General features: G+C 37.6%; 31 protein-coding genes. All 31 read left to right on the forward strand.

The window, feature by feature from the left end; all coding sequences use genetic code 11:
• Window positions 1-104 precede the first annotated feature (104 nt).
• The 31 genes from ylxM (at window position 105) to JT739_RS07450 (ending at window position 26692) form a co-directional block, all read left to right on the forward strand.
• Entirely contained in the window at window positions 105-464 is a 360-nt protein-coding gene (ylxM, locus tag JT739_RS07300) for a YlxM family DNA-binding protein (RefSeq protein ID WP_237660450.1), read from the forward strand.
• A 1-nt stretch (window position 465) separates the two neighbouring features.
• Window positions 466-1803, forward strand: coding sequence for a signal recognition particle protein (ffh, locus tag JT739_RS07305; RefSeq protein ID WP_237660451.1), 1338 nt, complete (start codon window positions 466-468; stop codon window positions 1801-1803).
• 14 nt (window positions 1804-1817) lie between these two features.
• Complete coding sequence (rpsP, locus tag JT739_RS07310; protein ID WP_237660452.1) at window positions 1818-2105, forward strand: 30S ribosomal protein S16; 288 nt, start codon at window positions 1818-1820, stop codon at window positions 2103-2105.
• Between the two features lie 43 nt (window positions 2106-2148).
• Window positions 2149-2376, forward strand: coding sequence for a KH domain-containing protein (locus JT739_RS07315; RefSeq protein WP_237660453.1), 228 nt, complete (start codon window positions 2149-2151; stop codon window positions 2374-2376).
• A 69-nt stretch (window positions 2377-2445) separates the two neighbouring features.
• Window positions 2446-2964, forward strand: coding sequence for a ribosome maturation factor RimM (rimM, locus tag JT739_RS07320; RefSeq protein ID WP_237660454.1), 519 nt, complete (start codon window positions 2446-2448; stop codon window positions 2962-2964).
• Complete coding sequence (gene trmD, locus JT739_RS07325; RefSeq protein WP_237660455.1) at window positions 2964-3683, forward strand: tRNA (guanosine(37)-N1)-methyltransferase TrmD; 720 nt, start codon at window positions 2964-2966, stop codon at window positions 3681-3683. Before rimM ends, trmD begins: the two co-directional genes overlap by 1 nt.
• 84 nt (window positions 3684-3767) lie before the next feature.
• Entirely contained in the window at window positions 3768-4109 is a 342-nt protein-coding gene (rplS, locus tag JT739_RS07330; protein ID WP_237660456.1) for a 50S ribosomal protein L19, read from the forward strand.
• A gap of 38 nt (window positions 4110-4147) precedes the next feature.
• Complete coding sequence (gene ylqF, locus JT739_RS07335) at window positions 4148-5008, forward strand: ribosome biogenesis GTPase YlqF (RefSeq protein WP_237660457.1); 861 nt, start codon at window positions 4148-4150, stop codon at window positions 5006-5008.
• A 14-nt stretch (window positions 5009-5022) separates the two neighbouring features.
• Entirely contained in the window at window positions 5023-5655 is a 633-nt protein-coding gene (locus JT739_RS07340) for a ribonuclease HII (protein WP_237660458.1), read from the forward strand.
• Between the two features lies 1 nt (window position 5656).
• Window positions 5657-6010, forward strand: coding sequence for a YraN family protein (locus JT739_RS07345; protein ID WP_237660459.1), 354 nt, complete (start codon window positions 5657-5659; stop codon window positions 6008-6010).
• Between the two features lie 11 nt (window positions 6011-6021).
• Complete coding sequence (locus JT739_RS07350; RefSeq protein WP_237660460.1) at window positions 6022-7557, forward strand: YifB family Mg chelatase-like AAA ATPase; 1536 nt, start codon at window positions 6022-6024, stop codon at window positions 7555-7557.
• A 217-nt stretch (window positions 7558-7774) separates the two neighbouring features.
• Window positions 7775-8866: a DNA-processing protein DprA gene (dprA, locus tag JT739_RS07355; protein WP_237660461.1), complete on the forward strand. Its 1092-nt coding sequence runs from the start codon at window positions 7775-7777 to the stop codon at window positions 8864-8866.
• Between the two features lie 62 nt (window positions 8867-8928).
• Complete coding sequence (gene topA / locus JT739_RS07360; protein WP_237660462.1) at window positions 8929-10998, forward strand: type I DNA topoisomerase; 2070 nt, start codon at window positions 8929-8931, stop codon at window positions 10996-10998.
• A 17-nt stretch (window positions 10999-11015) separates the two neighbouring features.
• On the forward strand, window positions 11016-12314 hold the full coding sequence (trmFO, locus tag JT739_RS07365) for an FADH(2)-oxidizing methylenetetrahydrofolate--tRNA-(uracil(54)-C(5))-methyltransferase TrmFO (protein ID WP_237660463.1): 1299 nt from the start codon (window positions 11016-11018) through the stop codon (window positions 12312-12314).
• 114 nt (window positions 12315-12428) lie between these two features.
• The gene (gene xerC, locus JT739_RS07370) at window positions 12429-13322 is read left to right on the forward strand and encodes a tyrosine recombinase XerC (protein WP_237660464.1); all 894 of its coding nucleotides are present in this window, start codon (window positions 12429-12431) and stop codon (window positions 13320-13322) included.
• 26 nt (window positions 13323-13348) lie between these two features.
• Complete coding sequence (gene hslV, locus JT739_RS07375; protein ID WP_237660465.1) at window positions 13349-13879, forward strand: ATP-dependent protease subunit HslV; 531 nt, start codon at window positions 13349-13351, stop codon at window positions 13877-13879.
• A 14-nt stretch (window positions 13880-13893) separates the two neighbouring features.
• Window positions 13894-15288 carry an ATP-dependent protease ATPase subunit HslU gene (gene hslU, locus JT739_RS07380; RefSeq protein WP_237660466.1) on the forward strand — a complete coding sequence of 465 codons (1395 nt, stop codon included), beginning with the start codon at window positions 13894-13896 and terminating at the stop codon, window positions 15286-15288.
• A 64-nt stretch (window positions 15289-15352) separates the two neighbouring features.
• Entirely contained in the window at window positions 15353-16138 is a 786-nt protein-coding gene (gene codY, locus JT739_RS07385; RefSeq protein ID WP_237660467.1) for a GTP-sensing pleiotropic transcriptional regulator CodY, read from the forward strand.
• Between the two features lie 257 nt (window positions 16139-16395).
• Window positions 16396-16791: a flagellar basal body rod protein FlgB gene (gene flgB, locus JT739_RS07390; RefSeq protein WP_237660478.1), complete on the forward strand. Its 396-nt coding sequence runs from the start codon at window positions 16396-16398 to the stop codon at window positions 16789-16791.
• 3 nt (window positions 16792-16794) lie between these two features.
• Window positions 16795-17241, forward strand: coding sequence for a flagellar basal body rod protein FlgC (gene flgC, locus JT739_RS07395; protein ID WP_370642601.1), 447 nt, complete (start codon window positions 16795-16797; stop codon window positions 17239-17241).
• Between the two features lie 31 nt (window positions 17242-17272).
• Window positions 17273-17566, forward strand: coding sequence for a flagellar hook-basal body complex protein FliE (fliE, locus tag JT739_RS07400; RefSeq protein ID WP_237660468.1), 294 nt, complete (start codon window positions 17273-17275; stop codon window positions 17564-17566).
• A gap of 17 nt (window positions 17567-17583) precedes the next feature.
• Window positions 17584-19143: a flagellar basal-body MS-ring/collar protein FliF gene (gene fliF, locus JT739_RS07405; RefSeq protein ID WP_237660469.1), complete on the forward strand. Its 1560-nt coding sequence runs from the start codon at window positions 17584-17586 to the stop codon at window positions 19141-19143.
• 10 nt (window positions 19144-19153) lie between these two features.
• On the forward strand, window positions 19154-20161 hold the full coding sequence (gene fliG, locus JT739_RS07410; protein ID WP_237660470.1) for a flagellar motor switch protein FliG: 1008 nt from the start codon (window positions 19154-19156) through the stop codon (window positions 20159-20161).
• The gene (locus tag JT739_RS07415) at window positions 20154-20915 is read left to right on the forward strand and encodes a FliH/SctL family protein (protein WP_237660471.1); all 762 of its coding nucleotides are present in this window, start codon (window positions 20154-20156) and stop codon (window positions 20913-20915) included. The genes fliG and JT739_RS07415 overlap by 8 nt, the downstream gene beginning before the upstream one ends.
• Entirely contained in the window at window positions 20912-22237 is a 1326-nt protein-coding gene (gene fliI / locus JT739_RS07420) for a flagellar protein export ATPase FliI (protein ID WP_304650969.1), read from the forward strand. Before JT739_RS07415 ends, fliI begins: the two co-directional genes overlap by 4 nt.
• The gene (gene fliJ / locus JT739_RS07425) at window positions 22237-22692 is read left to right on the forward strand and encodes a flagellar export protein FliJ (RefSeq protein ID WP_237660472.1); all 456 of its coding nucleotides are present in this window, start codon (window positions 22237-22239) and stop codon (window positions 22690-22692) included. The genes fliI and fliJ overlap by 1 nt, the downstream gene beginning before the upstream one ends.
• Window positions 22692-23237: a MotE family protein gene (locus JT739_RS07430; RefSeq protein WP_237660473.1), complete on the forward strand. Its 546-nt coding sequence runs from the start codon at window positions 22692-22694 to the stop codon at window positions 23235-23237. Before fliJ ends, JT739_RS07430 begins: the two co-directional genes overlap by 1 nt.
• Window positions 23238-23278: 41 nt before the next feature.
• The gene (locus JT739_RS12925; RefSeq protein WP_237660474.1) at window positions 23279-24577 is read left to right on the forward strand and encodes a flagellar hook-length control protein FliK; all 1299 of its coding nucleotides are present in this window, start codon (window positions 23279-23281) and stop codon (window positions 24575-24577) included.
• Between the two features lie 11 nt (window positions 24578-24588).
• Window positions 24589-24981: a flagellar hook capping FlgD N-terminal domain-containing protein gene (locus JT739_RS07440; RefSeq protein WP_237660475.1), complete on the forward strand. Its 393-nt coding sequence runs from the start codon at window positions 24589-24591 to the stop codon at window positions 24979-24981.
• Window positions 24982-24994: 13 nt separating this feature from the next.
• Window positions 24995-25375, forward strand: a complete 381-nt coding sequence (locus JT739_RS07445; protein WP_237660476.1) for a TIGR02530 family flagellar biosynthesis protein — start codon at window positions 24995-24997, stop codon at window positions 25373-25375.
• A 72-nt stretch (window positions 25376-25447) separates the two neighbouring features.
• Complete coding sequence (locus JT739_RS07450; RefSeq protein ID WP_237660477.1) at window positions 25448-26692, forward strand: flagellar hook protein FlgE; 1245 nt, start codon at window positions 25448-25450, stop codon at window positions 26690-26692.
• The last annotated feature ends 78 nt before the right edge of the window (window positions 26693-26770 follow it).

The raw sequence follows: 26770 nt of genomic DNA on the forward strand, positions 1-26770 counted from the left end.
ATCACAGAATAACAACAAAAACTTTTCCTAAACAGTTGACTTAATATGAGACTTCATGTAAAATAAAACAGGTGTAAAGGATAAATACTTTACAGGTGACTTAAGTGGATAATATTACGAAGCTCAATCTATTATTTGATTATTACGGTGATTTTTTAACAAAGAAACAAAAGGATATCTTTGAACAGTACTATATAAACGACTTATCCCTTGGCGAAATTGCAGAAAATAACGGCATAACAAGGCAGGGAGTCCATGATATTCTGCGCCGTTCTCAAAACATATTACAAAATTTCGAGAAGAAGTTAGGTATGGTGGAAAAATATTTAGTCCGAAAGAAAGAAATTGAGGAAACCCTTAGACTTCTTGAAGAGTTAGAGCCGGGGCTGGCCACGGATTATAAAGAAAAATATAAGGATATTTACAACCGTGTGGCCTCATTGCTCAAAGAAGGTGGTGTATAAATTGGCTTTTGAATCACTTACTCAGAAGTTAGGAGATATTTTTAAAAAGCTTCGCGGAAAGGGAAAACTTTCTGAAGCTGATGTAAATCAGGCCATGAAAGAGGTTAGGCTTGCGCTTTTGGAAGCCGATGTAAACTTTAAAGTTGTAAAAGACCTGATTTCTCGAATTACTCAGCGAGCAATAGGCCAGGAAGTTATGGAGAGTTTAACTCCAGCACAACATGTTATAAAAATAGTAAATGAAGAGTTAACCGCTTTGATGGGCTCTGAGCAAAGTAAGATCAGTTTTTCAAAAGATATTACTGTTATAATGTTAGTAGGTCTCCAAGGCTCAGGAAAGACGACAACTTGTGGTAAGCTCGGTAATTTGCTTTCAAAAGAGGGGAAAAGGCCCCTTTTAGTAGCTGCCGACATATATCGGCCAGCAGCAATAACCCAGCTTCAAGTGGTAGGAGAAAAACTCAAATTACCTGTTTTTTCAATGGGTCAGCAAAATCCAGTTGATATTTCAAAGGCATCTGTTGAATATGCAAAAAAACACAATTATAATGTGGTGATTATAGATACAGCAGGGCGGTTACACATTGATGATGAACTGATGGATGAACTGTCTAATATAAGAGAAGCAGTAAATCCCAGTGAAATACTGCTTGTTGTAGATAGTATGACGGGTCAGGATGCAGTAAATGTAGCTCAGGAATTCAACAGGAGACTTGCCCTTACAGGATTAATATTGACGAAATTAGACGGTGACAGCCGCGGCGGTGCTGCACTTTCAATTAAGGCTGTTACCGGTTGTCCTATAAAATTCGTAGGAATGGGTGAAAAACTTGATGATTTAGAAGTTTTCCACCCTGACAGAATGGCGTCTAGAATTCTTGGAATGGGTGATGTTTTAACCCTCATTGAAAAGGCAACTCAAGATTTAGACTTAAAGAAAGCAAAAGAGCTTGAACAAAAATTAAAAACACAGACCTTTGATTTAAATGATTTTTTGGAGCAACTGACACAAGTCAAGAAAATGGGTTCCTTTGACCAAATACTAAATATGATACCTGGCTTTTCCCTCCAGAAACTAAAGGGTGTCGAATTTGATGACAAAGAGCTTGTTCGAATAGAAGCCATTATTAATTCAATGACTCCAGAAGAAAGAAGTAATCCTTCAATTATAAATGGCAGTCGCCGTAAGCGTATAGCTTTAGGCAGCGGCTGTTCTATACAAGATGTGAACAGACTGCTAAAGCAGTATGATCAAACTAAAAAAATAATAAAACAGTTTACAGGAATGGAAAAAAGCCGGAAAAAGAGTAAGCGCAGGTTTCCATTTTTCGGCTTATAGAAGGAGGTGAGAAAATGGCAGTAAAAATCAGACTAAAAAGAATGGGTGCTAAGAAAAAGCCTTTTTATAGAGTCGTTGTGGCTGATAGCCGTATGCCTAGAGATGGCAGATTTATCGAAGAAATTGGCTACTATAACCCATTGACAGACCCAATACAGGTTAAAATTAATGAAGAGAAGGCTATTGATTGGCTTAAGAAAGGAGCCATTCCCACCGATACCGTAAAGTACTTATTTAATTATCTTGGGATACTGGCTGACAATAAAAAAGCAGAAAAACAGCAATCAGAAAGTGAATCCTAATCCCTATAATCAATTATATGTAACTTAAAAGGAGGAAATGTCTGTGATAGAATTAGTGGAATACATTGCAAAAGCCTTGGTAGATCATCCTGAAAATGTAAGCGTTAATCAGGTGGAAGGTGAGCAGTCCGTAATTTTAGAACTAAAAGTAGATCCCGAGGATATGGGAAAGGTTATTGGCAAACAGGGAAGAATTGCTAAAGCGATTCGCACAGTCGTTAAAGCAGCAGCTGCCAAGGAAGGCAAAAGAGTCGTTGTAGAAATTATATAATTGCTTAGGGGTTGGGTGTACCTACCCCTCTTGTGCAAACTTAGGATTATTTCAAAGGAGAAAATAACCTTGAGGGATAAAGAAAAACCTCTTACTGTAGGTAGAATCATTTGTCCTTGGGGTGTTCGGGGTCAGGTTAAAGTAGAACCTTTGACTGATGACCCTAAGAGGTTTAAGTCTTTGCCTGAAGTTTTCATTGAATTTGCTGATAGCGCTGTCTTTTATCAAATTGAATCGGTTATTTTTTTAAAAGACTATTTTCCCGTTATAAAGTTAGAAGGCATAAATTCAAGGCAGGAAGCTGAAGCTTTAAGAGGATACTATCTTAAGATTCAAAGGAAGCATGCTGTAAAGTTGCCAAAAGATCGTTACTTTATATGTGACATTATAGGGCTTTGCGTCTTTGATGAGTCAGGTAATTACATTGGCACTGTCAAAGACGTGCTGCAGACTGGAGCTAATGATGTGTATGCGGTTGAGACACCAGACCAAAAGGAAGTCCTCATTCCAGCAATCAAGCAAGTTGTCAAGAAAATTGATTTAGAAAACGGAAAAATGATAATTCAGCCGCTGGAAGGGATGTTATAATGCTTAAAATTTACATTCTCACACTTTTTCCCGAGTTTTTTGAAAGCCCTTTTAATGTCAGTATAATTAAGCGAGCCATTGATAATGGTTTGATACAAATTGAGTTAATAAACATAAGGGATTTTTCCCGTGACAAACACAAAAAAGTTGATGACTATCCCTATGGCGGCGGCTGCGGGATGGTTATGAAACCTGAACCCATATTTGAAGCTGTGGAATACGTTGAAAAAAAAATCGACGGCCAAAATCGCAGGATAATACTGCTGTCTCCCCAGGGCCAAGTTTTTAACACGCAACTTGCTCGAAATTTATCTAATGAGAAAAATCTCATTTTTATTTGTGGCCATTATGAAGGCATTGATGAAAGAGTAAAGACATTAATCACTGACGAAATTTCTATAGGTGATTTCATTTTGACCGGTGGAGAAATTCCTGCGCTGGCCATAATAGATGCTGTAGCAAGATTTGTGCCCGGTGTCTTAGGGAGCAGTCAGTCACCTGAAGAAGAATCTTTTTATAACGGCCTGTTAGAATATCCTCAGTATACAAGGCCTCAAGTATATAGAGGTCTTAAAGTGCCGGATGTGCTTCTTTCCGGCAACCATAAAGAAATAGAGCTATTTAGAAGAAAAGAAGCCTTAAAGCGAACACGGGAAAAGAGACCTGACTTATTTGAGAAACTTAAGTTAACTGATTTGGACAAAAATTTATTAGAGTAGTATTGATTGTCAACAAAAGTCCTTTATGTTATAATTGTCGTGGCTGAGATACTTATATATCGCGCAGAAGGAGGGAATGGAGAGATGGATTTGCTTACTCTTGTGGAACAAGAACAAATTAGGAAAGATATCCCTGAATTTAGACCGGGAGATACAGTAAGAGTCCACACTAAGGTTGTGGAAGGTAGCCGCGAGAGAATACAGGTTTTTGAAGGAACTGTCATTGCCAGAAAAGGCAGTGGATTAAAAGAAACTTTTACAGTTCGCAAGATATCCTATGGCGTAGGTGTTGAAAGGATATTTCCTGTTAACTCGCCTCGTATAGATAAAATTGAAGTTGTAAAGAAAGGTAAAGCGCGTAGAGCAAAGCTTTATTACTTGAGAAAACTAAGAGGTAAAGCTGCCAGAATACAAGATAGGGACTGAGAAAGTCCCTTTTATTATTTTCTCTGGAGGTGATCTGCGTGGATATACAATGGTATCCCGGTCATATGGTTAAAACAAAAAAAATGATAAAACAGCATATAAAGTTGGTTGATGTTGTATTAGAATTAGTAGATGCAAGAGCACCCCTTAGCACACATCTTCCAGATATCGATAGTTTAGTGGGCAGTAAAGATGTTATTACCGTATTAAATAAAGCCGATTTAGCCGATAAAGGAGTTACTGAATCTTGGATAAAGTTTTTCAAAGAACAGGGATTTCAAGCTGTGGCAGTAGATGCACTTAGAAAATCCGGCTTTAAAAGACTTTTTAGCTTGATTGAAAGCGCAAAGAAAAAAACCATATTAGCTCCAAAGCGATGTATGATTATAGGCATACCTAATGTGGGAAAATCTTCTTTAATTAACCAAATGGCAAGAAGAAAAAGTGCTAAAACAGGCGACAAGCCAGGTGTAACTCGTAGTAAAATGTGGCTTAAAGTAAGCGACCGCTTAGAACTACTAGATACTCCGGGAATTTTATGGCCTAAATTTGATGATAAGGCTGTTGGCATTAAGCTTGCATTATTGGGTTCTATAAAAGAGGAATTGTTAGATTTGCAACAACTTGCAGTAATACTCATAAAGTATTTATCTATATATTATCCTGATAGACTTAAGTTAAGATACGATGTTGACGCTAGTATCCCTCCGATGAAGGTTTTGGAGAAAATAGCCCAGAGTCGCGGATTTTTACAAAGTGGAGGAACTTATGATATTGAAAGGAGTGTTAAAACTTTATTAAATGAATTTAGACAGGGAAAGTTAGGGCCATTATCGTTAGAGAAGCCTGAAGAAAAAGAAGGATTCTGGGCTGGCATATCGAATCAAGATATTGTTTGAGGAGGGAATGCAAAATGGATCTTAAAAAAGAGCAAGCAAGGCTGCATAAATTGTATGATTTCGAAAGGAAATTGCAGCAAAAAGGCTATACTTTGGTTGCTGGGGTAGACGAGGCTGGCCGGGGCCCTTTGGCAGGCCCTGTTGTGGCGGCAGCGGTTATTCTTGCTTTGGATACGGAAATAGTTGGTCTGAACGATTCAAAAAAATTAACCGAAAATAAAAGGGAAAAGATTTATGAAGATATAAAAAGTAAAGCTATTGCTTTTGCCCATGCCTTTGTAGACGTTCAATACATAGACAGCCACAATATTTTAAATGCGACTTTTATGGCAATGAAAAATGCATTATGCAAACTTCCTGTGAAACCCGAGTATGTGTTGGTTGATGGGGTAAAAATACCGGACTTGGATATTCCTCAGGAGGCAATAGTGCATGGAGATGGCCTTTGTGCCTGTATTGCCGCAGCATCAATTGTAGCAAAAGTTGAAAGAGATAGGATAATGCGAGAATACGACTTGGTGTACCCGCAATACGGGTTTTTGAAAAACAAGGGGTACGGCACAAAAGAACATATAAGTTCCATAAAAAAGTACGGCTTTTGTCCTATTCACCGTAAGAGTTTTTCAATTAAGGGGTTGAATATGTAAATTGAACAATAAACAGCTTGGAGCAATTGGAGAAAAGTGTGCTGCCCAATTTCTTAAAAATAAAAATTATAAGATACTTGAAATGAATTTTAGCTGCTGCTATGGGGAAATTGACATTATAGCAAAAGATAAAAATAGCATTGTATTTGTGGAAGTCAAAACAAGAAGTTCAACCAATTTCGGAAGAGGTATGGAAGCGGTAAATTTCTATAAACAGCAAAAGTTAAAAAAAGCGGCTTTGTACTATATTAATAAGAAAACTCCCGTCTTTTCTAATATCAGATTTGATGTAATAGATATACTGATACCGAATGACCAGGATATCAAGATAGACCACATTGAAAATGCCTTCTGAGAGGTGGTTTAATGCTTGCCCAGGTTAAAAGCTGCTCAATATTCGGTCTGGAAAGTTTTTTAGTTGATGTAGAGGTAGATATTTCAAGTGGCCTTCCGGCTTTTGACATAGTGGGCCTTCCGGATGTAGCAGTTAGAGAGTCCAGAGAGCGAGTTAGAGCGGCCATCAAAAACCAAAATTTTGATTTTCCCATAAAGCGAATTACCTTAAATCTAGCACCGGCAGATATAAGGAAAGAGGGGCCCCATTTTGATTTGCCTATAGCTTTGGGGATTTTAGCTGCAACTTCTCAAATGTCTATTGAAGCACTGACAGATTATGCAATTATCGGAGAACTTTCTTTAGATGGAAAGGTAAGGCCAGTAAATGGCGTTTTGCCAATGGCCATTGAAATAAAGGAAAAGGGGTTAAAGGGTGTTGTAGTTCCCTTAGAAAATGATGAAGAGGCTTCAGTAATAGAGGGTATCAACGTAATAGGGGTAACTTCTTTAAGTGAAGCAGTAGCTTTTTTTAATGGTGAGTTTAAACCAAAGAAAAATCAAGTTGTAAAAGACGACCAAAGACAAAGTGTTACTTTTGATGGAGACTTTTCCGAAGTAAAGGGTCAGGAAAATTTAAAGCGCTGTCTTGAAATAGCTGCAGCAGGGCATCACAATATAGCCATGATTGGTTCTCCTGGTTCTGGCAAAACAATGATAGCAAGGCGAATTCCTACGATTCTGCCTTCAATGACTTTTGAAGAATCCTTAGAGCTGACGAAAATATACAGCATTGCCGGTTTGCTTTCTAACCACTCTGGACTAATTAGGCAAAGACCATTTAGGGCTCCGCATCATACAATTTCAAATGTGGGAATGGTAGGCGGAGGCCGCATACCGAAACCGGGAGAAATAACCCTTGCTCATAATGGAGTCCTTTTTTTAGATGAGCTTCCTGAATTTCCTAGAGATGTGCTGGAGCTATTGCGACAGCCTTTAGAGGACGGAAAAGTAACAATAGCCCGTGCAAATGCTACTATTACATATCCATGCAAATTTATGTTAGTTACGGCCATGAATCCATGTCCTTGTGGATACTACGGAGATCCATTTCATGAATGCAGTTGCTCGCCTCATCAAATCAATAGATATCTTTCAAAAATCTCCGGGCCTTTAATGGACAGGATCGATTTGCAGTTACAAGTTGCACCTGTAAAATATTCCGATTTGGAAGGTCCCAGCACTACCGATTCAGAGACAATTAGAAAGCGGGTTGAAGCTGCGAGATTAATACAGCTAGAAAGATACAAAGGTCAAAATATTCATTGCAATTCACAGCTTACTCCTAATCTTATACATAAATACTGTAAATTAGATAAGGACGGTAAACTTCTCATGAAGGAAGCCTTTCATAATATGAAACTTACTGCTAGAGCGTATAATAAAATATTAAAGGTTGCTAGGACCATTGCCGATTTGGATAATAAAAGCTCCATTAAAGAACATCATCTAGCTGAAGCATTGCAGTATAGAAATATAGATAAATACTACCAAAACCTTAGAATATGATATTTGAGTTTAATGCATTGCGTTGTGGGGCAATTGCTAGATTCTGTTTATGGCCGAAGGGGACATGCCACAAGTAATCGTATTTCTCAAGCACTGAGATTACTTGGCCTGCTCTAGCAGAGAGGCTCGCTATTTGGAGAGTGCCGGGGCAGACTTTATAAAATTTGGCAAATACAGCACACTATTTCTATGATTGATATTATAAAAGGGGGTTATCATGAAAGAAGACGGTTTGCTCTTAGTCGCTTTAAATTTAATTCCGGACTTAGGGTCTTTAAAAATACAGAGTTTGGCTGAAAGGTTTAAGTCTTTTTCTGATTTTATGAAGGCAAAACCCAATGATTTGTTAGAAATTCCGGGAATTGGGGAAAAAATTTGTGAAAAAATAATAGCATATAAATCAAAAATTGAACCTCATAGGGAAATCGAAAAAGCTGAAGAACAAGGAATTAGGATAATCACATTATTTGATGAGGACTACCCGGAGCAGCTAAAACAAATCTACGATCCTCCACCCGTATTGTATATAAAGGGGCAAAGGCCCGTTTTAGATAATAATGCAATAGCAATAGTTGGGTCTAGAAAGGCTTCTGCATACGGAAGACGTGTTGCAATAAATTTTGCAAAAGAATTGGCATCAATGAATATAAATATAGTTAGCGGTATGGCAAGGGGCATAGATTCTTTTGCACACAAAGGAGCTATAGATGCTGGAGGGCCAACTACTGCAGTATTTGGCTGCGGACTTGATATTGTGTATCCTCCAGAAAATGTAGCTTTAATGCAAAGGATAATAGAGTGCGGCTCCGTAATTTCAAGTTTTCCTCTTGGAGTAGTGCCTCTTCCAATGAATTTTCCCGCAAGAAATCGCATTATAAGTGGGTTGGCTTTGGGAACTTTAGTTGTAGAAGCTGCTGAGAAAAGCGGTTCATTAATAACCGCAGAATTTGCATTGGAACAAGGCAGAGAAGTGTTTGCAGTTCCGGGAAATATTTTTAGCCCCTATAGTCGTGGAACGCATAAGTTAATTAAGCAGGGAGCGAAGCTAGTAGAAAACACAGATGATATATTAGATGAACTATATTTGGAAAGAATTCATAATAGGGACGGAAAAGAAGAATTTGATTTAAACAAACTATCTGTTCCTGAAAGGGCTATATTTGAACTTATAGATTATCAACCCATACAAATAGAGCAACTTATAGAAAAGACGCAAAGCAATTCCCGTGATGTAAATGCAATCCTTACTCGCCTTGAACTCAAGGGCCTTATTCAAGCTCTTCCTGGAGGCTATTACGTTAAAAATTGACTTTTAACAAATAAAGTTATTATAATATATTATTAGTTACTGAAACACAAAAGGTGGTTTTAATGTCAAAATCCTTAATTATTGTTGAATCTCCAGCCAAGGCAAAGACCTTAAGCAAATATTTGGGTAAAAAATATAAAGTGGAAGCTTCTATGGGCCATATAAAAGATTTACCCAAGAGCCAACTTGGCATTGATATAGAATCAGGTTTTGAACCTAAATACATCACTATAAGGGGAAAAGGTCAGCTGTTAAACAATTTAAAAAAAGTAGCAGCCCAGGCAGAAGAGGTTTTACTAGCCACTGACCCGGATCGAGAAGGTGAAGCTATTTCTTGGCATTTAGCCAATGCGCTGGGCCTACCTGAGGAAAAGCCGTGTAGAATTGAATTTCACGAAATTACGAAAGATGCGGTACTTGAATCTATTAAACATCCCAGGAAAATAAATATAGATTTGGTGGAAGCACAGCAGGCCAGGAGAATATTGGACAGATTAGTAGGTTATAAAATAAGTCCCATACTTTGGAGAAAGGTAAAATGGGGTCTTAGTGCAGGCAGAGTTCAGTCTGTGGCTGTTAGGATAATTTGCGACAGAGAAAAGGAAATTAGGGAATTTATTCCAAAAGAATATTGGACTATTGATGCTGATTTATCAGATGGAAATAGTAATTTCAAAGCACGTTTACACTCAAAAAATAATGACAAGCTTGAAATTGAAAACAAGCAACAAGTAGATAAAATATTAGATGAATTAAAGAATGAGAAATTTTACGTTGTAGAAGTTAAAAAAGGAACCAGAAAAAGAACGCCATCTCCCACTTTTACAACTAGCAGTATGCAGCAGGAAGCTGCAAGAAAATTAGGCTTTTCCGCCAAGAAAACCATGATGATTGCCCAGCAGCTATATGAAGGCTTAGATATAAAGGGCGAAGGAACTGTAGGTCTCATTACTTATATGAGAACCGACTCTACTAGAGTTTCAGAACAGGCAAAGCTGGAAGCTGCAAAATATATAGAAAGCAACTTTGGTAAAGACTATTTGGGCAGTGGGCAAGCGAGGCAAACAAATAAAAAAAATGTACAAGATGCCCATGAAGGCATAAGACCTACATCGGTATTTAGAACACCGGAAAAAGTTAAGGATTCTCTTACAGAAGATCAGTATAGATTATATAAACTCATTTGGGAAAGGTTTACAAGCAGTCAGATGGCTCCTGCTGTATTCGATACAGTCTCTGTCAACATTAAAGCAGGGGAGTATATTTTTAGGGTTTCAGGTTCTACCATTAAATTTCAGGGGTTTATGCTGCTTTACTACGAGGACTCTGACGAAGAACCGGAAAAAGAAGAAAACCAAATTCCAAATCTAGAAGAAGGTCAGACATTAAAGTTACTTGAATTACTCCCGGAACAGCATTTTACACAACCTCCGTCCAGATACACTGAGGCCATGCTGGTTAAAGAACTTGAGGAAAAGGGCATAGGTAGGCCCAGCACTTATGCACCTACAATTGACGTTATACAAAAACGAGGTTACGTGGAAAAGGAAAACGGCCGCTTTAAACCTACGGAACTGGGAGAAATAGTAGTGCAGATTTTGCGAGAATTTTTTAGTGACATAGTTGATATAGATTTTACTGCTGAAATGGAAGAACAGCTGGATAAAATTGAGTCCGGTCAGCAAAATCGTCAAGAGCTTCTAAAATCTTTTTATGCTTCCTTTGACCAACAAGTAAAAATGGCCGAACAAGAACTTGAAAAGGTAAAAATACAAGATGAAGTAAGCGACCAAAAATGCGAGCTTTGTGGAAGAAACATGGTTATAAAAAGGGGCAGGTACGGTAAATTTTTAGCTTGCCCTGGCTTTCCTGAATGCAAAAATACAAAACCTCTTTTAACCGAAATAGGTGTGAACTGTCCTGAATGCGGAGGCAGTTTAGTTGTTCGAAAATCTAAGCGCGGAAGGACTTTTTACGGCTGCTCCAATTATCCAAAATGTAAATTTGTTTCCTGGGAAAAGCCGAGCGGAAAATTATGTCCTCAGTGCGGCGGACCTATGGTCATAAAAAAAGATAAGAATAGGGAATATGAAGTTTGTTTAAATAAGGAATGTGGTTTTAAATCTAAATAGTTTTGAGAGGTGACACTGTGGAACGAGTTAAAGTAATAGGCGGCGGTCTTGCTGGTTGTGAAGCTGCCTGGCATTTAGCACAAAGCGGTATTAAAGTTGATTTATATGAAATGAGACCCATTAAATCAACTCCTGCACATCATACGGATAGATTAGCAGAACTGGTATGCAGTAATTCATTAAGATCAGATGAAATCACAAATGCTGCCGGCCTCTTAAAACAGGAAATGAGAATGCTTGATTCTATAGTAATGAAAGTAGCAGAAAGCACACGGGTTCCTGCTGGTGCTGCTTTAGCTGTTGATAGGACAAAATTTTCTTCTAATATAACTGAAATTATAAAAAACCATCCTAATATAAAGCTTCATATTGAAGAAATGTGTGAAATTCCAGAACCTCCTGCAATCATTGCGACAGGTCCACTGACTTCTGAAGCTATGTCAAAAGCCATCGCAGAGCTTTTAGGCAATGAGCATCTTTATTTTTACGATGCAGCTGCACCTATAGTTACAGCTGAGTCTATCAATTGGGATAAGGCTTTTTGGGGATCTCGATACAATAAAGGTGATGCAGATTATGTCAATTTGCCGCTTACACGCGACGAATACGATGTTTTTTATAATGAACTGGTTACTGCAAAGACCCATCCCTTGAAAGACTTTGAAAAGCCCATGTTTTTTGAAGGGTGTATGCCTGTTGAAGTTATGGCCAAGCGTGGCTATGATACCTTGCTTTTTGGGCCTTTAAAGCCTGTCGGCATAATAGATCCAAAAACGGGCAAGCAGCCCTTTGCTGTAGTGCAATTAAGAAAAGAAAATAACGAAGGTACTTTACTTAATATTGTAGGTTTTCAAACCAGTTTAAAATGGACGGAACAAAAAAGGGTTTTCGGCCTTATTCCCGGTATGGAGGAGGCCGAATTTGTACGTTACGGTTTTATCCACAGAAATACCTTTATTTCAAGTCCAATACATTTAAAACCAACTTTAGAGCTCAAAGCTATAAATGGAATATTTTTTGCAGGACAGATAACAGGGGTCGAAGGATATATAGAATCAGCGGCTTCAGGTATAGTTGCGGGATTAAACATGAAAAGACTGATAAACGGCCAAGAGCCTATGGTGATGCCGACAGAGAGCATAATTGGAGCTTTGCTAAATTACATAACATCTGCCGACCCTGCGAACTTTCAGCCGATGAAGGCAAATTTTGGTATCCTACCTCAACTTCCAAATAAAGTAAAAGATAAAACGCTTCGAAAAAAAATGTTAAGTGAGCGAGCACTGGAATCCATTAGAAAAATTGTCGAATTATGAAGAAGTTTTTTCAAAAAAAATTAACAAACTAATATATAAATAATTTAGAATTTAATCTTGCATTAATTTTAAACTTATGATAGTATATTAAATGTTAATTGAGAGGTTGATAGGATGGATGATCAACTTATCGACAGCTTCATAAATTATTTAAGAGCTACAAAGACCAAATCGGAAAATACGACAAAAGCTTATGCAGAAGACCTCTCCCAGTTTCTAGAATATTTAAAAGAAAAAAAACTATCTGAACCTGTCCTGATAAATGTCAATCACTTACATATTAGAGGGTTTCTGGCATACCTTACAGACAGGAAGCTCTCAAAGCGAACTATAGCTAGGAAGTTATCTACGCTGCGAAGTTTTTACAAGTATTTGACGGTTGAAGGTTTAACCAAGCAAAATGTTGCCAAAGCAGTTCATGCACCTAAGACATCTAAAAGACTTCCTCTATTTTTATACCCTCAAGAGATTGAAGCACTCCTATCAGCACCTAATAACGATATATTAGGAATTCGAGATAGGGCAATACTTGAACTTTTATATGCTACGGGAATGAGAGTAGGGGAATTGGTTTCGCTGAAAACTAGTGATATAAACTTTGGAGCCAATTTTATTGTTGTTTTTGGCAAAGGTTCAAAGGAGAGAATAGTATTTTTTGGGCAAAAAGCTGCCGAAAGTTTAGAAGAATATCTGAAAAAAAGCAGGCCATATTTAGTAAAAAACATTGAATGTGACAGTTTATTTTTAAATAAAAACGGTACAGCTCTGTCAGATAGAAGTGTAAGAAGGATTATAGAAAAATATGTAAAAGTTGCGGCACTAAACAGCCATATAAGTCCTCATACTTTGAGACATACCTTTGCAACCCATATGCTAAGCAACGGTGCTGATTTAAAAACAGTGCAGGAATTGTTGGGGCATTCAAGCTTGTCAACAACGCAGATTTATACACACGTGACAAAGGACAGATTAAAAGAGGTTTATGATAAAACATTTCCCCATAATTAAGCGAAACAGAGAAAGGGGGCTTTAATATGTTTTCGGCTACAACAATATTGGCAATGGTAAATGAAAAAGGTGCTGCCATTGCCGGTGATGGTCAAGTAACCTTCGGTCAGAATACTATTATGAAACATAATGCAAAAAAAATAAGAAAAATTTACGATGGGAAAATCCTTGCTGGTTTTGCTGGTTCTGTAGCCGACGCGATTACACTTTTTGAAAAATTTGAAGGAAAACTTCAAGAATATCATGGCAATCTAGTAAAAGCTGCAGTTGAGCTTGCTAAAGAATGGCGCATGGACAAAATGCTGCGAAGATTAGAAGCGTTGCTAATTGCAGCCGATAAAGAACATATATTAATAATATCAGGCAACGGAGAGGTCATTGAACCCGATGATGGAATAGCAGCTATAGGATCGGGTGGGCCCTATGCTCTTGCTGCTGCTAGAGCGCTAAATCGGCATTCTAATTTATCTGCAGAAAAAATAGTTGAAGAATCATTGAAAATTGCAGCTGAAATATGTGTTTACACTAATGATCACATTACCGTTGAGTCCCTATGAGGAGGTGGCGATAGTTGGAAAATCTAACACCCCAAAAAATAGTAGAAGAGTTAGATAAGTATATTGTAGGTCAGGATGAAGCTAAAAAATCTGTAGCCATAGCACTCAGAAATAGATATCGACGGCAAATGCTGCCTGATGAAATTAAGGAGGAAGTGGCTCCTAAAAATATTCTCATGATAGGGCCTACAGGTGTAGGTAAAACTGAAATAGCTAGGCGGCTAGCAAAACTTGTAAATGCACCTTTTGTAAAAGTGGAGGCAACTAAATTTACAGAAGTGGGTTATGTTGGAAGAGACGTAGAATCTATGGTAAGGGACCTAGTAGAGACGTCAATAAGAATGGTCAAACAAGAAAAGATGGAAGCTGTAAAAGATAAGGCAAGAGAGCTTGCGGATCTAAGGATTGCAGAAATTTTATATCCTATTCCTAAAAAAAATCCATCAATAAATCCTCTTGAAGCTATTTTTGGAGCAACATCAAAATCTAATTACAACGATGATGAAATTTACAAAGAGAAGCTAAACAGCGCTAGAGAAAAACAAAAAGAAATACTAGAGAAAATAAAAGATGGCAGCTTAGATAAAGAGCTAATAGAAATTGAAGTAGAGGATAAGACACCCCCTATGCTTGAGGTTTTTTCGGCTTCTGGCATGGAAGAAATGGGAATTAATTTTCAGGATATGTTTGGAGGTCTTATCCCTAAGCGCAGAAAAAAGCGTAAAGTCACTATCGAAAATGCCCGGAGGATACTGACACAAGAAGAAGCTCAAAAATTAATAGACATGGATGAAGTAATAAATGAATCCATCGAAAAAGCCGAAAACTCCGGCATAATTTTCATAGATGAGATCGATAAAATAGCTGGTAAAGAGTCGCACGGCCCGGATGTTTCCAGAGAGGGTGTGCAACGAGATATTCTGCCAATTGTAGAAGGTTCTACTGTTATAACAAAATATGGTCCCGTTAAGACCGACCACATTTTATTTATAGCTGCTGGTGCGTTTCATATTTCGAAACCATCAGATTTAATACCTGAACTGCAAGGACGTTTTCCGATTAGAGTTGAACTAAAAAGCTTAACTGAGAGAGATTTAAAAAAGATTTTGACAGAACCCAAAAATTCGCTAATTAAACAATATACTGCTTTAATTGAAACTGAAGGTATAAAAATCAACTTTTCTGAAGATGCTATTGATGAAATAGTAAAAGTGGCAGTATATGTCAACCAACACTCTGAGAATATAGGAGCAAGACGTCTTGCTACAATAATGGAAAAATTACTGGAAGATATTTTATTTGCGGCACCAGAATTGTCACAAAGACAAATAACTATTGACGCGAAATATGTCAACCAGAAATTAAAAGATATTATAAAAGACAAAGATCTCAGCATGTATATTTTATAAATGCAAACAAACCACATTTAGTTTTCATTACATAAAAGAAAAAGTAATATAGGAGGAATTGAAAATGAGTAAAAGCTTATTAGAAAAGACTAGAAGAATTAACAAACTCTTACAGAGATCTGCAGGATATCCTGTAGACTTTAACGATGTATGCAAAAGCCTTGGCGAGGTTTTATCATCAAATGCATATGTAGCCAGTCGCAAGGGGAAAATTTTAGGATATTATCTCTTAGAAGACTATGAATGCAATGCACTTGAGGAAGATATCTTAGAAGAGAAGATGTTCCCCAAAGAAATCAATGACAAATTACTAGATGTGCATGAAACAAAATCGAACATTTCTCCAGATTCACCTGATTACATTTTCCAGAGCAAGGATGAATCAAGTCAGAAGGATAATTTAACAACCATTGTTCCAATTAATGGTGGTGGAGAGCGACTCGGCACATTAGTGCTGTCTAGATTTAAACATGAGTTTACAGAAGAAGATCTAGTACTTGCAGAATATAGCGCAACTGTTGTTGGCATGGAAATATTAAGGTCTAAGAGTGAAGAAATTGAAGAAGAAGCCAGAAAGAAAGCAGTTGTTCAGTTGGCTATAGGCACTTTGTCTTTCTCAGAACTGGAAGCAGTTGAACACATCTTTGAAGAACTAGACGGCAATGAAGGACTTCTAGTGGCAAGCAAAATTGCTGATAGAGTCGGTATTACAAGGTCAGTAATAGTAAATGCTTTAAGAAAATTTGAAAGTGCAGGAGTAATCGAATCCCGCTCCCTTGGAATGAAAGGAACTTACATAAAGATTCTAAATGATAAGCTCCTTGAAGAATTAAAAAAGGTAAGAACGTAAGGCATTAATAAACAAAAAAAGCAGCATAGCTGCTTTTTTTTTGTTGTTTATACGAGCATTTTTAAAAGAGATTTTTGTGCTGATAAGCTCTAATATGACTTTTTATTACAAAACTTGGAATTTTTCTTGTAAAAAAACTAGAAATTATTGGATTTTAAAGAAGGACTTTGGCGATTTTTGTCTAATTATATACTAAACAAAAAATTCCATAAATGCCTTTGGTAACCTGTAATGGAAGGTGATAGAATTTGACCGAGATGTTCAGCAAGATAGATTTTCTAGGTAGTTTGCTAGATGTTAAAATGAAGCGACACCAACTTATTTCAAATAATCTTGCAAATGTCGATACTCCTGGCTATAAGAGGTACGATATATCTTTTGAAGAATTGCTGAAAAGCAATTTAAACAGGCACAGAATCCCTTTAGCAATCACAAATGAAAAACATATAGATCCAAAAAAACAGTTAATGGAAATTAAACCCAAAGTTTATCGTGACCAAACATATAGCTATAGAAACGATGGCAACAATGTTGACATTGACAAGGAAATGGTGGAAATGGCAAAGAACACCATTTCCTATAATATAATTTCTGAACAGATAAATAAAAACTTTAAAATGCTCCAAACTGTCATCAGCGAAGGGAGGAAGTAAACCTTGGGAATGTTTGATATGATGGACATTAGTGCTTCTGGAATGACTGCCCAAAGGCTCAGGCTTGATGTTATTTCAAACAACATTGCCAATGCCAACACCACCAGAACCAATGAAGGAGGTCCCTATCAAAGAGAAAGGGTAATCTTCCAGGAAAATAACAAAAAGCAGTTTCGAGAGTTTTTAAGCAACAGCAGGTATTTTAGTAACAGCAAACCTGCAGGTGTAAAAGTGGTTTCAATAGAAAAAGACACTTCGCCGTTTAAAATCTTGTATGACCCCACGCATCCTGATGCTGATGCAGATGGATATGTTAGATTGCCTAATGTAAATATTGTTACAGAAATGGTAGATATGATATCGGCTCTAAGGAGTTATGAAGCTAACGCAACAGCCATCAATTCTGCAAAAAGCATTCTTAGCAAAGCCCTTGAAATAGGCAAGATATAATTATTATCAAGCTTGAAAGGAGAAAAAACCATTGAAGATAGTAATTGACAGCAAAGCTATTAACAATGATCTAAGTAACTTCGGGGGCGTTAAAGCACAGAGGGAAAAATCATTTAGTCAAGTGCTAAAAGATGCACTTGAGTCGGTAAATACATATCAAAACGAATATGAAACAGCGCTTTATAGACATCTTTTTATGGATGATGTTGATTTACATGATGTCGTTATTGCAGGAGAAAAAGCCAGGCTATCACTGGAGCTTACTCTGCAAATACGCAATAAAGCGATGGAAGCATACCAAGAAATTATGAGAATGCAGATATAGTAGGCAAGGTGTAAGCCATGGATTTTCAAAAAATAAAGCATCAAGCTAGTGAGTTTTGGCAAAGAAGAAATAGGGCGCAAAAAATTAAAATCGTTGCTTCAGCACTTATTATAGTTATAGTTTCCAGTATGATGCTTTATATCATAAGCAGACCTAAGTATGTAACTTTATATTCCAATCTTGATATTAAGGAAGCAGCAGAGATAGTTAAGAAACTTGAGGAAAACAACATACCTCATAAGCTTGAAGACGAAGGGAAGACCATTTTGGTTGACCCCGAGCAAAAATATAAGATCAGGTTGATGCTAGCTCAAGAAGGTTTACCTAAAGGTGGCTCTATAGGCTTTGATGAAGTTTTTAGTCAATCGCGATTGGGAACTACTGAATGGGAAAGACGTATACAATACAATCAAGCTTTGCAGGGAGAACTTTCGCGAGCAATAGAAATGATGGAATCTGTTGAGCGAGCAAAAATTTATATTGTGCAGCAGGAAGAATCGCTTTTTATAGAACCGAATTCAAATTATGAGCCTTCAGCTGCAGTTTTTTTACAGGTCAAACCCGGTCATGAAATGACCAAAGAAGAAGTAAGGGGCATTATAAACCTTATTACTTATTCAGTCAAAAATATGAAGCCTGAAAATGTAACAGTAGTGGATCAATATGGAAGGACCCTTTCAAATATTCCTTTTGAACAAGACGAAGATTCGCCTGAATCTATAAGCAATCAATTAATCGTTCAGAATAATTTTCAAAATCAACTTCAAGCAAATGTTCAATCCTTACTAGAGCAGGTATTTGGTCCCGGCAATGTGGCCGTTAGAGTAAGCGCTGAGCTAAATTTCGATAAAAAGACAGTGCAAAACAAATTGTTTACCCCTGTCAATGAAGAAACGGGTGAAGGAATAGTTAGAAGCATTCAAGAGTTAAGAGAACATTTTAGTGGAAATGGTACTGCAGCGGGTGGAGAGCCGGGAGTAGGTTCAAACGTAGTGCCTGGATATGCGCAAGTAGAAACTGGACCTGTAGAGCAGCAAAGAACCGAAGTCATTAAGAATTTTGATATAAATGAAACGCTGGAAACTCTTACAGTTATGCCAGGAGCAGTTAATAGACTTACTGTATCTGTAGTTGTAAACCGAGAATTAAATGAGAGAGAAAAAGAATCAATTGCAATGATGGTTGGAAATGCTATTGGCTATGATCCAGAACGAGATCAGATTTCTGTAGAAGGTATGGAATTTCAGAATGATATGGTCAAACTTTTTGCAGATGAATTTGCTCGTCAGCAAAGGGAACAGCAGCGCATGAGATATTTTATAATTGCCGGAATTGCTCTAACAGCTCTATTAGCGTTTATTATCATAAGAACTATGCTGAACCGAAGGAAAACAAAACAAGAAGAGGAACAACTAGCAGAGGAAATGCTTGTCATGCAGCAAGCTGCAGCTGCTAAAATGGAAGAAGAGTCATTAGAAACTAGGGACAACGATATTTACAAGAAAATAGAAAGACATGCTCGGCGAAACCCAGAAGATGTTGCCAAAGTTATAAAAACATGGCTTAGCGAAGATTAGAGGTGGATTTATGGCTCAGAACAAGTTGACTGGAAGGCAAAAAGCGGCTATTTTAGTAGTGTCGCTAGGACCGGAAATTGCAGCAAATATCTACCGCTTTTTAAGAGAAGAAGACATTGAACAACTGACTCTTGAAATAGCTAATTTAGCCAAAGTATCAACTGAGCAAAAAAATGATATCTTAGAAGAGTTTTACCAGATGTTGGTTGCGCAAAACTATATAACTGAAGGCGGAATTGAATATGCAAAAGAGGTATTGGAAAAAGCTTTAGGCACTCAAAAAGCGGTAGAAATCATAAATCGACTTACATCATCATTACAGGTAAGGCCTTTTGATTTCATAAGAAAAGCGGATCCGTCTCAGTTGCTGAATTTTTTACAGAATGAAAATTCACAAACCATAGCCCTTATTATGACATACATGACGCCGCAACAATCTGCCTCACTTCTTTCCTCTCTTCCGCCGGAAAAACAGGTGGACATTGCAAGACGTGTGGCAACAATGGACAGGACTTCCCCTGATATAATATTAGAAGTTGAAAAAGTTTTAGAGCGTCAAATGGCAACAGTGGTAACAGAAGACTACACGAGTGTGGGCGGTATCCAAGCAGTTGTTAACATACTCAATAATGTCGACAGGGGTACTGAAAAGAACATTATTGAGGCTTTGGAAGTGGATAATCCAGAATTGGCTGAGGAAATTCGGCGTCGTATGTTTGTATTTGAAGACATACTTACTCTGGACAACAGATCTATACAGCGCACCTTGCGCGAGGTTGATAATCAAGATTTGACATTGGCTTTAAAAGGTGCCAGTGAGGAAGTTAAGAAGAGGATATTTGATAATATGTCTAAGCGTCAATCTGAAATGATAAAAGAAGATATGGAATACATGGGTCCTGTAAGATTAAAAGATGTTGAAGAAGCACAACAGAAGATAGTAAACATCATCAGAAAATTAGAGGATGCTGGAGAAATAATTATTTCCCGAGGCGGTGGTGATGAAATAATTGTCTAAGGTCTTAAAGTTTGTCACTTTTGAAAGGGACAATCCTCTGCAGATAAAGGGACCTGATATTCCAATTGAAAAACCAAGTAAAAGTAATGAAGCTAATAAATATTTAATTTTAAATAAAACTGAGCTTTCCTGTTACAAGTTTTTTGAAGATGAAAGCAAACAGTTACTGGATGAAGCGGTGATTAAAGCACGCGAAATTATTGAAAAAGCAAAAGCTCAAGCGACAGAAATTATCTCAAAAGCAGAGGCAGAAAAAGAAGAAATTGAAAAAGCTGCTTTTGACAAAGGGTATGAAGCAGGCTTTGAAGCTGGAAGAAAGGAACAGGAAACCATTTGGGGTAAGCATTTACTAGAACTCAACAAAGCTGTACAAGAGATTCAGCAACAAAATATGATTTTTAGAAGCCATTTAGAAAAAGAGTGTCTCAAACTATCAATTGCTGTTGCGGAAAAAATTTTAGGTAAAGCCATTGAACTAGACAATGAATATTTATTAGAGCTCATAAAAAAAGGCCTTCAAGAAGTTGGGGAGGCAAAAGAGGCTCTCATTAGGATCGCTGAATCTGATTATGATAAAGTTGCCCCCCTAGTTTCTGAACTTAAAAGTTGGCAAAATTCGATTACCCTATTAAAAGATCCTATGCTATCTTCCGGTGACTGCATAATAACTGGACCGAATTTTGAAATAGATGCAGGAATACACACACAGATTGAAAACATTGCTGAAACATTAAAGGAATTGGAAGTAATATGATGGAAAGTTCTCTTTTTGATTATGTTCATTCAATTTTAGACGATATAGTTACAATAAAGCCCAAAGGCAGGATTTCCAAAATCGTAGGCTTGACAATTGAATCCGAAGGCCCGCCTGCGGAGATGGGAGAAATTTGTATAATAAAATCAACTAATAATCCAAAAACCCTATTGGCAGAAGTTGTAGGTTTTCGAGATGAAACCGTGATTTTAATGCCTTTAGGGGATATGGAAGACTTGGGGCCAGGCTGGGAAGTAGAGGCCACCAGAAAAAAAATGATGGTCCCAGTAGGAGAGGAATTGCTAGGCAGGGTATTAGATGGACTTGGAAATCCCATTGATGGTAAGGGACCACTAAAAACAAAACAAAGCTATCCTGTTTTAAACAATCCACCTAATCCTGTAGAACGGCCTTTAATTAAGCGGCCTATGCCCCTTGGGATTAGAGCCATTGATGCATTTTTAACCTGCGGCGTGGGCCAAAGATTGGGTATTTTTGCCGGTAGCGGCGTAGGCAAAAGCACCCTTTTGGGTATGATAGCACGAAATACAAAAGCCGATATTAATGTTATTGGCTTAGTAGGTGAGCGAGGAAGAGAATTAAACAGCTTTATAAAAAGCGATTTAGGCGAAGAAGGTTTAAAAAGGTCCGTTATAGTTGTTGCAACTTCAGATAAGCCACCACTTCTCAGAACAAGGGCAGCTTTTACTGCAACAGCCATAGCTGAATACTTTAGGGATCAAGGCAAAGATGTGCTGTTGATGATGGACTCGGTTACTAGATTTGCTATGGCCCAAAGAGAAGTAGGTTTAGCTGCAGGAGAACCACCTGTAACAAGAGGGTATACCCCTTCGGTTTTTGCAACACTGCCAAAGCTTTTGGAAAGGGCAGGAACCTCTTCTAAAGGTTCAATTACAGGCATATACACTGTTCTTGTTGATGGCGATGATTTAAATGAACCTATAACGGACGCCGTCCGCGGTATCTTAGATGGGCATATAGTCTTATCTCGGGCCTTAGCTAATAAAAATCACTACCCTGCTATTGATATACTTTCAAGTGTTAGCAGGCTCATGAATAGCATTGTCACACCTGAGCACCGCAGGCTGGCAGGAAAGGTAAAGAATATCCTGGCTGTATATAAAGAAGCCGAGGATCTGATAAATATAGGGGCGTATGCAAAGGGAAATAATCCTAAGATTGATGAAGCCTTAAAGTACATTGACCAGATAGAAGAATTCCTCAAGCAGAGCATAGAAGAAAAAATGGATTTTGATAGGACTTTGGCTGCATTGGAAAAAATCTTTGAGGAAGTGAATTGATGAAAAGATTCAATTTTAGTTTGGAAACACCTTTAAGAATAAAGCAGCTAAAAGAAAAAATCGAAAAACAGGAACTATCTCAGGCAATCTTTAAAAAACGGATGGAAGAAAACCGTTTGTATGAATTGAATAATGTACAAAAAAATACCCGTATAGCTCTTGACAAAAAGCTTCTTTCTTCTGCTAATATTAAAGATATATCTGAATATGGTATTTTTGCCATTGATTTATCATTTCTCATAAAAAATCAACAAGATATGGTAAAACAGGCGGAAGAAGTTTATGAGAAAAGCAAAGAAAACTTTCTCAGGTGTCGACGCGAAAGACAAATATATGAGAAATTAAAAGAGCAACGATATACAGAATATAATTTTATGTTGAATAGAGAAGAACAAAAAATCAGTGATGAATTGGCGAATGTAAATTATAGCCGTTTAGGAGAGGAAATTTCTTAATGAAAAATATAGTTAACGGCAAAACGATCATAATTGGAATAACTATCTTTTTAGTGATTGTGTTAGCATCATTTGGTTTTTTATATATTAAAAACTTAAGCAATGCTCATCCCATTAAGACCGCTTTGTCAAAGGTCCCAGTTGTAAGTAGAGCAGTATCACATCAAGAAGAAAATCCGCAAGAAAAACTTGAAGAAGAAAAAGCGAGAATACAAGACGAGTGGGACCAAATTGAAAATCAAAAAAGAAAACTCGCTGATAAAGAAGCTCAACTTGCAAAGCGGGAGGCTGAGCTTGACGCGTTAGAAAAACAGCTTGATGTTGAGAAAGAAAAGATTGAGACTACCTTAAAAAACATTAAAGACTTAGCACGATATTACGAATTGATGGAGCCCAGAAATGCTGCAAGTATTTTGGAAAATATGGAAGATGAATTGTTGATACAGCTACTTCAAAACATGAAAAAAGAAGTGGTTTCAGAAATACTTGCAAACCTCGATGCAAAAAGGGCCGCTGAAATTACCAAAAAAATGAGCGGCTTGTAATAACAATAATATAAATATACCAAGAGAAGGAGGTGAAGAGAGTGGATTTTGCATTACAGGTATATCAGTTAACAGCTGGTGAGCCAAAGGCACCTGAAAATCTAAAAACTCATACTGCATCAAGCAAAAAAGATTTTCGCAAGTTGTTAGAAAACATGGAGAGCATTACAAAAAAGCCTTTAAATGATGAAACAAAAGAGAAAGATACAGATGCACTTTTAATACAGCTATTAAGCCTATTTAACATTGATATTGTTCCAAGAGATTTAGAAACACTGCTACCTAAAGAGCTACAAAATCTTCTCATGGATTTAGGGACAATTGACCTTGATGTAAAATTGACGGCAGATGAACTAAACACATGTTGGCAAGCTATAATCAAGGAATTCAATATAACCGGAAATATCAAAGAAGATACTATTGAAAAGTTTTATATTGCACTTAGAAAAGCATTGGCTGATGAAACTGACATGGATATGGATTCTTTAAAAGATATGATTTATAAGGTGCTAGAGACCAAAAACTTAATAACTCATTCTTCTGATGGGCTAGAAACACAAAGTGACATCGATTTACAAGTAAAAAACAGTATGGTTGTGGAAGCAAAAAGACAAAACCTTAGCGAAAACGTAATAAAAGAAACCTCTGATACTCGTCGATTTAAACTGGAAACAAAAACAGATGATTTAGCAAAAGACGAAGCACTTCAAATTAAGGTCGAACTAAAAAATGTAGAAGAGGTAAGTGCCGCTGTAGATAAATTACAGAATCACGCCCAATTGCCAATTGAGTCTAATAATTTGCAGCAAAACAATATTTTATCATTTAATACGCAAACAGCTCTTGTAACATCAATGGATAACTCGGATTCAAGTGTGGTTACAGCGCCAACATACACTTATGATATGCAGGATATTTTTGAACAGCTAACAGACAAAGTTCAGTTTGCATTAAAGGGCGATGTGCAGGAAGTAAGAGTTAGGTTGAAACCTGATTATTTGGGAGATGTCTTAATCAAGGTAATTTCAGATAGGGGTAAGTTAAAAGCAGAACTTTTTGTAGCAAACTCACAAATAAGGTCTATGTTAAAGGCTCAGACCCTAGATTTTCAAAATCAAATACGCCAGCAGGGCTATAACTTTTCTGAAATAAATGTATACGAGATGTCAGAAAATGGCTTGGAAATGGGGGCCTTTAATCACCAATCAAGCAGCAACAACCAATATGAAGCGAAAAAACCAAAAGCATACTTTTACAGGCATCAGGACGAAAATTTTGTGGCAGCAACAGACAATTTTAGTCTATGGGAAGCTACCAGCAATGTTAATCTAATGGCGTAAGGAGGGAGACCATGACGGAGATCAACACGACATACGATGTTTCGAATCAGTCAAATCAACAGCAAAAATTGGGTTCCACCTATTTAGGCAAAGACGACTTTCTAAAACTCTTAGTTACTCAGCTCAGATACCAAAATCCGCTGGAGCCCATGGATAACAAAGAATACATAGCGCAGCTAGCACAATTTAGTTCTTTAGAGCAGATGCAAAATCTAAATGTGCAAATAGCTAACCTTTCAGCAATAAGCACCATTGGCAAAACGGCAAAAGCTATAGTAGAACAGGTAGAAATAGAAGGTACTATAAAGGGCATTGCTTTTGACAGGGGGCGCGTAAGCCTAATAATTGAAAATGAAGATAATGAAGTGAAGGTGCCCATTGAAAACGTAGCTGAGATTAGATAAAGAGGTGGGGCAAGTGCAAGATTATACTAAAATAAATACCGGGCTTATAGGTGTTTCACCGGTTACACAAGGGGTAAACAAGCAACAGCAGGTTAATAAAAATGGCTTTGAACAGATTCTTCAACAAAAAATCGAAGAAAAAGAGCTTAAAATTTCCCAGCATGCCCAAATGCGCATGAATATGAGAAATATAAGATTAACAGAAAAGCAAAAAACCATGCTCAGCAATGCTGTTGAAAAAGCCAGCCAAAAGGGTGTTAAAGAATCCCTTATACTAATGGACAATTTAGCCTTTGTTGTCAGCATTAAAAATAGGACTGTAATTACAGCTATGGACGGAGACAGCATAAAAGAAAATGTTTTTACAAATATAGACGGTGCCGTAATTTTATAAGCTGGACCGCAAGGAGGCTTAATGCTCTGGAATGACTGAAGGAGCAGGCACCGAAAAAGGGAGGAATTTTGTATGATGCGGTCAATGTTTTCTGGGGTCACAGGCCTTAGAAATCATCAGATAAAAATGGATGTTATAGGCAACAATATTGCAAATGTAAATACTGTAGGATTCAAAAAGAGCAGAGTGACATTTCAGGATACTTTAAGCCAAACCATGCGAGGAGCGGCGGCTCCACAAGGAAACCGCGGCGGGACAAATCCCATGCAGGTAGGGCTCGGTATGACTATTGCTTCAATAGATACTATACATTCTCCCAGCAGTGCTGAATCTACCGGCAACATGACCGATATGGCCATTGAAGGCGATGGATACTTTATCCTGCAAGGCGAGGGTCTTGATCAATATTATACGAGAGCGGGGAATTTTGGATTTGACACAAATGGAAATTTGGTAAATACAGCGAATGGCTTAAAAGTACTGGGCTGGCAGACTGATGATTTTAAACTTCCTAGCGACAGATCGCCGCAGGATATTGGCCCAATACAAATAAGAAAGGGAATGATGGTTCAGCCATCTGATACCACAGAGGTTTATTTTTCAAAAAACCTTAATGCTGAAACAGAAAGTGGAGGGACATACTCAATTCCTTTTAAGGTGTATGATTCCATTGGATGTGCACATAATTTGACGATTACGTTTACCAAGACAGCTGATAATAAGTGGGATTATGAAATCACCCATGAGGATGGAACTATTACAGTTCAAAATAATACTGGTACAATAGCTTTTGCTACCGACGGCACATATGATTCTGCCAATTCCACGGTCGATAATCCTGTTACATTTACACCTGGCACTGGTGCTGCCGATGTTGAATTTACAGTCGATTTTTCAGGTATTACACAGTACGCTAAAGAAACAAATATTGATATGACTTATCAAGATGGATATACCGCGGGGACTCTTACAGGAATTACAGTCGATACATCAGGCGTAATAACAGGCATTTTTGACAACGGTCGCAGCTGGCCATTAGCCCAGGTTGCCATTGCGAATTTTGACAACCCTGCAGGCTTGATTAAGGCGGGGCAAAACATGTATCGCTCTTCAAATAACTCTGGCGAACCGCAAATTGGGGAAAGCGGTACCGGTGGCAGAGGCACCATTGCACCAGGATATTTGGAAATGTCTAATGTAGATCTTTCTGAGGAGTTTACGCAGATGATAATAACCCAGAGAGGTTTTCAGGCAAATTCAAGAATTATTACAGCCTCTGATGAAATGCTTCAGGAGTTAATCAACATTAAGCGATAAAATAAGTAAATCATGACCACCCGTAAAACGGGTGGTCTGCTCTAGCCCTATAAGGGCATTTACTGGCAGAGCCTTAAG

The organism is Tepidanaerobacter sp. GT38 (assembly GCF_021991635.1).
Taxonomy (GTDB): domain Bacteria; phylum Bacillota; class Thermosediminibacteria; order Thermosediminibacterales; family Tepidanaerobacteraceae; genus DTU063.